Origin of the sequence: Lentilactobacillus sp. TOM.63 (assembly GCF_030361045.1) — a bacterium.
Lineage (GTDB): Bacteria > Bacillota > Bacilli > Lactobacillales > Lactobacillaceae > Lentilactobacillus > Lentilactobacillus dabitei.
Window position 1 is genome coordinate 1 of record NZ_JAUCAP010000088.1, and the last position, 9913, is coordinate 9913.

7 protein-coding genes are annotated in these 9913 nt (G+C 42.6%); 3 read left to right on the plus strand and 4 right to left on the minus strand.

All coding sequences use genetic code 11. The features are described from left to right. Positions 1–235: 235 nt before the first annotated feature. A complete protein-coding gene (locus QUF07_RS12285) occupies positions 236–1678 on the minus strand; it encodes an MFS transporter (protein WP_217342033.1) in 1443 nt (480 codons plus the stop codon). 373 nt (positions 1679–2051) lie between these two features. After that, entirely contained in the window at positions 2052–3470 is a 1419-nt protein-coding gene (locus QUF07_RS12290) for an MFS transporter (RefSeq protein WP_217342032.1), read from the minus strand. Between the two features lie 576 nt (positions 3471–4046). Here QUF07_RS12290 and QUF07_RS12295 point away from each other — a divergent pair. From QUF07_RS12295 to QUF07_RS12305, 3 genes are all read left to right on the plus strand, one after another. Next, positions 4047–5039 carry a D-isomer specific 2-hydroxyacid dehydrogenase family protein gene (locus QUF07_RS12295; RefSeq protein ID WP_217342031.1) on the plus strand — a complete coding sequence of 331 codons (993 nt, stop codon included), beginning with the start codon at positions 4047–4049 and terminating at the stop codon, positions 5037–5039. A gap of 110 nt (positions 5040–5149) precedes the next feature. Further along, positions 5150–6688, plus strand: a complete 1539-nt coding sequence (gntK, locus tag QUF07_RS12300; RefSeq protein ID WP_289427638.1) for a gluconokinase — start codon at positions 5150–5152, stop codon at positions 6686–6688. Positions 6689–6812: 124 nt separating this feature from the next. Then, on the plus strand, positions 6813–8360 hold the full coding sequence (locus QUF07_RS12305) for a glycoside hydrolase family 30 protein (RefSeq protein WP_217342029.1): 1548 nt from the start codon (positions 6813–6815) through the stop codon (positions 8358–8360). Positions 8361–8649: 289 nt separating this feature from the next. Here QUF07_RS12305 and QUF07_RS12310 read toward each other — a convergent pair whose 3' ends face one another. Next, positions 8650–9441, minus strand: a complete 792-nt coding sequence (locus tag QUF07_RS12310; protein WP_353960966.1) for an MFS transporter — start codon at positions 9439–9441, stop codon at positions 8650–8652. Beyond that, positions 9393–9800, minus strand: a complete 408-nt coding sequence (locus QUF07_RS12315) for an MFS transporter (RefSeq protein WP_289427642.1) — start codon at positions 9798–9800, stop codon at positions 9393–9395. The genes QUF07_RS12310 and QUF07_RS12315 overlap by 49 nt, the downstream gene beginning before the upstream one ends. Positions 9801–9913: the final 113 nt, after the last annotated feature.

The following is a 9913-nucleotide window of genomic DNA, read 5'->3' on the forward strand; positions in this document are numbered from 1 at the left end:
AGGCATTCGATTGTGTTATCTGAAGAATAACATGCTCGAATGCCTTTTTGAATACGTCCAATTATTTAGTGCTTACATTCTAATCAAGTTGATTTAGGAATTACCGTTTTTGATTGATTATTTTAGGAAAAAAGAACCGGTTTCGCATAACTAACACATTCGTTGGTTATGTGAAACCGGTTCTTTATTAAGTCACGATATTAATCAGGAATAATGCATAATCACTAATAAATAATTACTTCTCTGCTGAATCGGAGTTGTCTCCCTTTTCTTCTTCAGTGTTTTCCATGTGAATTCGACGAAGAGTGGCAGCATTTTCAAGCACTTTCTTCTTATTCAATGGGTAGAAGAAGAACAGAATAATGGCATCTAATGTCAAACATACCGTTGGCACACCAGTGGCTAATTCATAGATCCGGTTAACAACGGCAGCCGTCTGTTGAACACCACCGCTGGTTGATGAAACGTAGCCGATAAACGTTAACATGAAGCCCCCGAAACCACCGGCAATGGCTTGGGCAACCTTCCGGGCAAAGGAATTAACACCATAAACAATGCCATCTTCACGGACGCCGGTAATAACTTCGTGGTTATCGATAACATCGGTGATGAAGGCCCAAATCATCAAGTTAAAGACACCGGCACCAAGGGATCCTAATACTAACATAATCAGGTAAAATTCAACGCTGTGGGTATGGGAAACTAAGAGGATTCCATACATAATAGCACCAAATACCAGTGCCGTAACGGAAGCTTCTTTCCGGCCAAATCGACGCGTCATCCAATTACTGAATGGTGCCAGTAAGAGGACCGTCGCAAAGTTGACAATCAGTGCGAGTGACATGGCAGCCTTGTTCTGGAAATAATCGTTGAATAGATAGGAAATTAAAGTTCCAGACAAGTTTTGGAAGATAACCAAAATCAAATCGGCAAGTACCAAGATTAAGAGAGCCCGGTTTTCAAGCATTCCTTTAACCAAACGGCCCATTGGTACTTTTTCACTCTTTTCGGTACGAACTCGTTCAGTGGTTAGGTGAGTCGTTAATTCATAGCAGATGTAACCTAAAATAGCACAAGCAACAACGACCCAGAAGAACCGGTTACCAGAAATCTTTTGAGAAGCACCAATATACATAAACATTGGAATGATGTAACTGGTAATGGCACTACCCAAGGCAGAACCCATAGCCCGGAATGTTGAAAGCGAGGTTTTATCGTTCGGGTCACTACTAATTGCTGAGGCCATTGAACCATAAGGGATGTTAACGGATGAGTAAAAGATTCCCCAGGCAAGGTAAGTAATGAAGACGTAGGTGAGTCGCAGCGGTAATCCCCAATCCTTCACAATTGGAACGAATAGGAGAACCAGTGAAATAAGTAGTGGGTACTTCATCCGAACCATCCACGGCTTGAATCGACCGCTCTTGTGGAGCTTACTATTATCGACCAGCCGGCCAACTGTTATATCAGCAAACGCGTCAACGAAACGAGCAATAATAAATAGCGTTCCGACTTGGGCGCCGGTTAAACCGAGCACGTTGGTATAAAAGATCATTAGAAACGAGTTAACAACGTTAAATGAAAAGTTGTTCCCAATGTCTCCAAACATATAGCCAATCTTATCTTTAATATTAAATGGATGGCTAGCGACAAAAACTGTTTTTTGAGTCTTATCCAAAATGTTCACTTCCTCAGAATATCTTGTGAATAGTAAAATAATTTCAACAACCAAAAATATAAATAGCGCAAGTAACAATGAATCTTAAACTGATCAAAGCATTGTTAATCCCCCCCTAACTGGTACATCAGTCAAAGAGAGAATACCATGATCCGGTAGCGCTTTCAACTATTTGGTTAATTTTTATTTGATATTAATTTGATCATTATTGACCGGCTGTAAGTTAGATATCAAAGCAGTTATAGCGAAAATCATTCCGATTCTGATTGATTGGCTAAAAGCAAAATTGCAAAAATAAGGCGAACAAAAAAGCTGGAGCAAAAATGATACTTTACTCCAGCTTTATTCCAATTGTATTTAGATGATCGAAAGATTATTTTTCCTCTGCTTCAGTATTTTGGGTGTGAATCTTTTCAAGCTTAGAAGCGTTTGCCATAACCCGTTTTTTATTTAATGGGTAAAGGAAGATTAAGACAAGAGCGGCAAGGGTTAAACATGCGGTTGGCACTCCAGTAGCCAGACTGTAGATTCGGTTAACAACAGCAGCAGTTTGATGAACACCACCACTAGTTGAGGAAACGTAGCCGATGAAGGTCAACATGAACCCACCGAAGCCACCAGCAATTGCTTGGGCAACTTTACGGGCAAATGAGTTAACCCCATAGACGATTCCATCTTCACGGACCCCTGTGAGGACCTCATGATTATCGATAACATCGGTAATGAATGCCCAAACCATTAGGTTAAAGACACCGGCACCAAGCGAACCAAGGAATAACATAACCAGGTAGAAGACAGCGCTATGAGTATGAGATACCAGCAGAATGGCGTACATTGCTGCCCCGAAAATCAAAGCAGTAACGGTACTTTCTTTTCGCCCAAAACGTTGGGTCATCCAGTTACTAAATGGTGCCAGTAAAAGAACGGTTGCAAAGTTAACGATTAAGGCCAATGACATGGCCGCCTTATTCTGGAAGTAATCGTTAAATAGGTACGAAATTAATGTCCCAGAAAGGTTTTGGTTCACAACCAGAATCAAATCAACCAGAACTAAAATGATCAAGGCGCGGTTTTCAAGCATTCCTTTAACTAACCGGCCCATTGGAACCTTTTCACTTTTTTCGGTTCGAACTCGTTCAGTTGTCATATGGGTTGTTAATTGGTAACAGATATAACCTAAGATTGCACAGGCAACAACCACCCAGAAGAATCGGTTCCCAGAGATCTTTTGGGAAGCCCCAACATACATAAACATTGGGATAATGTAACTGGTAATGGCACTACCTAAAGCGGAACCCATGGCTCGGAATGTGGATAGTGAAGTTTTATCATTTGGGCTGCTACTAATGGCTGAGGCCATGGAACCGTAAGGGATGTTAACGGATGAATAGAAGATTCCCCATGCCAAGTAGGTGATGAAGACGTAAGCCAAGCGAGCACCTAAGGCCCAGTCTTTAACAATAGGAACAAATAGCAGAACCAATGAAATGAGCAGTGGGTATTTCATCCGGTTAATCCAAGGCTTGAATCGGCCAATCTTATGGAGCTTACTATTATCAACCAGTCGGCCAACGGTAATGTCGGCAAACGCATCAACGAAGCGAGCGATGATAAACAGGACCCCGACTTGGGCACCGGTTAATCCTAAAACGTTGGTGTAGAAAATCATTAAAAATGAGTTAACAACGTTGAATGAGAAGTTGTTACCAATGTCACCAAACATATAGCCGACTTTATCTTTTATGCTAAATGGGTGAGCATTAACTAAAACTGTTTTTTGTGTTTTATCCATTGTAGTCACATCCTAATTAGTAATATAAATTTGAATAATGCCATTTGCTTGAGAAATTACAGTCGTTTTTGAAACAGAGCAAATAAAATGGGAATCAAATCAGCAACCAACTATGCATTCTCAAAACTGGTACATCAGACAATTAAAATAATAGCACTTTCTGTTACCGCTTACAACAGTTAGAGTTATAATTTCTATAATTGTCGTAAACTTGATATATCAGAATACGGATATAATGAGATTGGAAATTGTTAGGTGAGCGAGGAATGGTGAAGACGTATTCCCTTAATAACATCAATTTCATTGAACGACAACTAGTTCTTTGTGAATAATAGAATCTAAAAGATAGGCCGTAATATCATTTTTTAAGTTGAAACTTATATACAAGTAACTGGCATTGAATTAGCAAGACTGCCATACCACCCGTGAGTACTCGCAGAGGAAGTGTTGGCTCACAAAAATAACAATGAATCCGTTGCCATTATTGTAAAAAAGGCTTTGACAACTGATAGCCAAAGAACTAGTATATCAGTGTAGACAAAAATAATAATACATTACTTCAAAGGAGAATTTAAGATGGAATATAACATCGCAGTTGTGAACTCAAACAGTTTTGGCCAGGTATTTACTGAGCATTGGAAGGAACTTGAGGGCATTGGAACTGTTAAGCGCTTCATGCTGCCAACCGATATTGACGGCAAATCATTAGCTGAGAAGCTTCAGGGATTCAATATCATTATCGCCAGTGTCACACCATTCTTTAATGAAGAATTCTTTGACAACAAAGACGATCTATTATTGATTTCTCGTCACGGTATTGGCTTCAACAACGTTGATCTTAAAGCTGCCAAGAAGCACGGCACCCAAGTTGCGATCGTACCACAAACCGTTGAACGGAACTCGGTTGCCGAAAATGAATTGGCTAACTTGATGGCTTTGGTTCGCCAGGTAGTGCCATCATCAGAACGTGAACGTGCCGGCCGTTACGAAGATCGGGCCCAATTTATGGGAAATGAATTCAGTGGTAAGACCTTTGGGGTGATTGGCTGTGGAAACATTGGTAGCCGGGTGGCTGAACTGTTCAGTATCTTTGGTGGTCCAGTACTCGTAAACGATCCTCATCCAGCAGCTGACGAAGAGTGGTTCACCAACCACAATGTTGAGCGGGTCGACCTTGAGACTTTACTCAAACGCTGTGACTATATTTCATTGAATGCTTCTTTGGATGACAACAGTTTACACATGATCAATTCCAAGACGATCAAGAACCTCAAGAAGGGTGCTTACATCTGTAACAATGCCCGTGGTGCTTTGGTTGAAGAAGATGCCATTCTCGCTGCCATCAAATCTGGTCAATTATCTGGTTATGCGGCCGATGCAATGGAAGTTGAACCCGTTAAGGCCGACCATCCATTCCTGAAAAATGACCGGATCTTGGTTACCCCCCATACCTCTGCATACACTTACGAATGCTTGCACGGGATGGGTGAAAAGTGTGTGAGTGATGTCAAGGCAATCGTTGCTGGTAAACAACCAGGACGTGAGTTGACGCATACTTTAAGTGACTAGGTTGCTTTTAAATGAGTAAACGTGCTCATTGTCGCACACTGCGCCGATTAACTGATATATCTGCTGACTATTTCTATGATATTAGTCAACATTAGAACGGAGATTATCATATGGATTATATTATTGGAATTGACGTTGGTACTACCAGCACTAAGGCGTTGCTGTACGATACCGACGGTCACATTTACGCAAAAGCAAATAAGGGCTATCCGCTTTATCAAGACACCCCTGATATGGCCGAGGAAGATCCCGATGAAATTTTTAACGCCACCGTTTCAGCTCTCCAAGAAGTTACTGGTAAAGCGAAGGATGGACAAGTAATTGCGATTTCCTGGTCCGCCCAGCAACATAGCTTGATTGCGCTGGATAAGGACTTTAAGCCGCTAACCCGCTCATTAACTTGGGCGGACAATCGGTCTGGTAAATACGCTGCAGACTATAAAGAAAATGGCCGCGGCTTTGACATGTACAAACGGACTGGCTTGCCGGTTCACCCGATGGGGCCATTTTATAAGCTGCTCTATTTCAAGAACGAGCAACCGGACATCTTCAATCAGGCAGCTTATTGGGTTGGTATTAAAGAATATATTATCTGGAAGTATACCGGTGTGCTCAAGGAAGAGATCTCAATGGCAGCTGCGACTGGTTTGCTGAACATGAAGACTGCCAAATGGGATGACGTCGCCTTAAAAGAAGTGGGCGTTAAGCGTGAGCAGCTGCCAGAATTGGTAGATACGACAGATAAATTCCAGGGTATCAAGTCTGAGTACGCTAAAGTGATTGGCTTAAGCAAAGATGTCTACTTTGTCATGGGTGCCACAGATGGGGCCCTCTCCACCATTGGGGTTGGCGCAATTGAAACCGGCGTCCTGGCAATTAACATCGGCACTTCAGCCGCTGTACGGACATTTGTCGACAAACCTCGGGTTGATCCTAAGGGCCGTTTGTACTGCTACCCGATCATGAAGGGAAAATACTTGATCGGCGGTCCGATCAATAATGGCGGAATTGTCCTCAACTGGGCTCATGACTCCCTCTTTGGTGGTGAACAAGAAGCGGCTAAACTACTGAACATTGACTCCTATGATATGTTGAGTAAGATTGCCACAACGGTTCCTGCCGGTGCTGACGGGTTGATTTTTCACCCATATTTAGGTGGGGAACGGGCACCGTTGTGGGATGCCAACGCTCGCGGCTCATTCTTCGGTTTGAACCGGAAGCACACCCGCGCTCACATGATCCGGGCGGTTCTGGAAGGGATTATGTACAATCTCTATTCAGTGACCTTAGCACTCAAAGAAGTGACTGGTGATCCCAAGGCAATTTTAGCCGCCGGTGGGTTTGCCCGGTCAACCCTTTGGACCCAGATGATGGCTGATATTTTTGAAAATGATATTATCATTCCAGAATCTTACGAGAGTGGTAGTCTGGCCGCAATGTTTCTGGCAAAGATGGCGTTGGGGATGGAAGATAACCTCGGAGACATTAAGAAGTACATGGGTAAAGAGACTATTTACGAGCCCAACGAGAAAGCCTTTGCCCGTTATCGCAAGTTGATACCCATTTACTTACGTTTGAGTCGCGACTTATCCAAGGAATACAAAGATATTGCTGACTACCAACGTGAATTTACGGATGATGACGAATAATTGAGCTTCATTAACAATTCCAAACTGAACAGCTAATGGTAGTCAAGGCTACTTGGCGTTTTGGTTTGGAATTTTGTTTTAAGTGAGCTTGTAAACGCTTCATAATAAAAGGAGAGAGATCATAATGGCAAATACTGATTCAGAAAATCGATTTTCAACCGAGTTTTGGACGGCGACTTCTGGTGATTTGAAACAACGGCGTGATCATCTCGAAACACCTAAATTTGGGGACCCAGAAACCGATGCCGCTAAAATTGTGATTGATCCATCTGAGCGCCATCAAGACTGGTTGGGTCAAGGGGCAGCGATCACAGATTCCGCTGCTTCACTGATTTGGGGTGCGATGGATAAACAGCAGCGGGATACATTGCTGCACGAGTTGTTTGACCCAGAACAGGGCGGCTTTTCGAGCGTCAGGGTGCCACTTGGTTCATGTGATTTTTCCAGCCAAGATTACTATACTTACGACGATGTGCCGTTTGGTGAACATGATTTTAAGTTGGAAAAATTTTCAGTTGGTGAAGGAAGCCCAGGTGCCGCAGATGCAACCAAGGATTTGAAATACATTGTGCCGGTTCTTCAGGAAATTTTGAAGATTAACCCAGCGTTGAAGATTATTGCCTCTCCATGGTCAGCACCTGCCTGGATGAAGGATACCGGCCATTTAACATATGGTGGGCGGCTCCGATTCGGTCAGTACACTGGCAACGGCTATGGCAAAGCATTTACCTTTGATGCGGTTTATGCCCGTTATTTCGTTAAATACATTGAAGCTTATCAACAATTAGGCATTCCAATTTATGGCGTGACGATTCAAAACGAACCATCTAATGCCGCGCATTGGCCAGCCATGATCTGGACACCCTCTGAAATCGCTGAATTTGGCTATCAATATCTGCGGCCAGCACTTGATCGGACGTTCCCTGCAACAAAGATCTACTTTTTAGATGATAGCTTTAGCGCCTTGAATGAACCAATTACAGATAACGTCACGCCGGAACAGGCTGCAGCATTTGATGGCCTGGCTGTCCACACTTACAGTGGGCCTTATGACAACTTGTTCAACGCCAATCGGGCATTTCCTAATTGGCAGATGGTCATGACCGAACGTCGTTGCATGATGGAAGAGTCAACGGAGAATGCATCCCACATCATGCCGGGAATCATTGGCAATTGGCTGGTTCGAAATGGGCTGAATATGATTACGTTGTGGAACTTAGCCTTGGATGAACGTGGCTTACCAAATGCTGCGGATTCAACTGGCCGTGAAGGCGTGGTCACAATTGATCATACGACCGGGAAAGTTCAGCGGAACTTGGAATACTTCATGCTGCGAAACTTTGGTCAAGATGTGCCAGTCGGCTCGAAAGTCATTGGTTCATCAAATTACACTCCAGACGGCTTTAGCGGCGGCTTAGGCTCAGTGGCCTTTGAAGCTCCGGATGGGTCAATTTCGGCTCATTTGTATAATCCGACTGGTAAACCACTGAAGGCTGCAGTAACCGTGAGTGGTCACGGGACAGATTGGCAAAACGTCACAGTACCCGCATGGGGAACCGTCACCCTGCACAAGGCCAATCATGCCGTCAATGAATCTGAAGTTCCTGCAGATGATGAGTTTAAGCTGAATCCATCGCCTTATAATACGGATGATGTGGCACCGGGAAAATAAGTGTGCGGAGCGCAATGGGCTGATGTGGTATTTAAACTGCTTTGGACTGAAACCCTGGTTTTGGGTTTTAGTTCAAAGCAGTTTAGATGTTAGCATCAATTGCGTGCAGCAGTCCTCATCTAGGTTGACGAAAGCGATTGCAATGTAGCAAGAATTTCCAAATGTGGTGCTGCGAAGCATTAATTTAATTCACAGCAAAAGGCTAAAATACTGGCAACGAACAAATTCTGTTCATTGCCAGTATTCTAGCCTTTTTTATAGTTTTCTGTTGAGATGAAATTAAGAAACTTTATTTGGTTGTATTCCAGATCTTATCCCATTTGTAGCCTGTTAAATCTTCAACGATAGATTTAGTTTGAGGATCAACATCATCTTTATTACCACCGCCTTGGAGACGATCAATTTCGTTGTGCAAAATCTTATGTGTTCGCTGGTTTAAGTTGAATCTTGCAACCATCCACCAAGCAATCCCAATTGAGATAATTGGAACGACAATAAGAACTATTAGAATTGCGTTCTGAGCTTGTGCAGTCTGGTGAAGTGAACCTTCTTGAAAGCCACCCCATTGAAGGATAAAGCCAAGCAGTGCAGAACCTAAAGCCCCAGTGAGTTGACGAGTGAATGATTGTACCGCTGCAAAAGTTCCAGTCCGTAATTTGCCAGAGACAATCGTATCGACATCAGGGACCAAAGGGATTACTTGCCAAGCAGTATATTCCAAAAATTGTCGACCGATTTGCCAAAGTACTCCCAAAATGATTAAGAAAATAATTGTCGTTCCAGAACCTAAGTGAGAACGTTGTAATGATAGTACAAAGAATCCAGCCATTACTATAAAAATCAAGCTAAATGAAGTTGACCAATTGATCTTTGGATTCTTTGTTTTAATTAAAATAAATGCGGCAATTGGTACGACAATCATTCCAACGAATGAAAGTGATGTGATACCTTGTCCAATTGTCTGGGAGAGTCCCAAAACGAAGACAACATAGTATAAAAATGCTGTTGAAAAACAATCTTTTGCAAAGTAAGTCATGAAGTATATGGATACCATATATCTAGCAGACTTATTGCGAAGCATTTCCCAGTAATCACGAAGGGAACCAATAAAACTATTTTCTTTTCACCACTATTGGATCCGTTAGCGCTTTCAAAATTTTCCACCTCTTCAGGTGAATGTTCCCATGTTGAACGGTAAGTGATCAAAGTACAGATCGCATAAACTACACCAAATACAATCCCTGAAATTGTGTATGCTTGAGCTCCTTCTCCGAGAAAAGCGAGCAGGGTGGCGGGTAAAGCGGATACAGAAAATGTTGCAAATGCAGAGATAAACAATCGAATTGAAGACATTTTTACCCGATCATCAGCATTCGGTGTCATTTCAGTTGCTAATGTCTCATAAGCCGTTCCAATAATAACGTTAGCTGTTTCAACCATGACAAAAGCTATTAGATACCACCAGAAGCTGCCAGGAACGTAAGCACTAAATAACTGGACGTCTACTTCGTAGACGTCTTTTTGAGTACCATAGAATTATTAATTAAGTATGA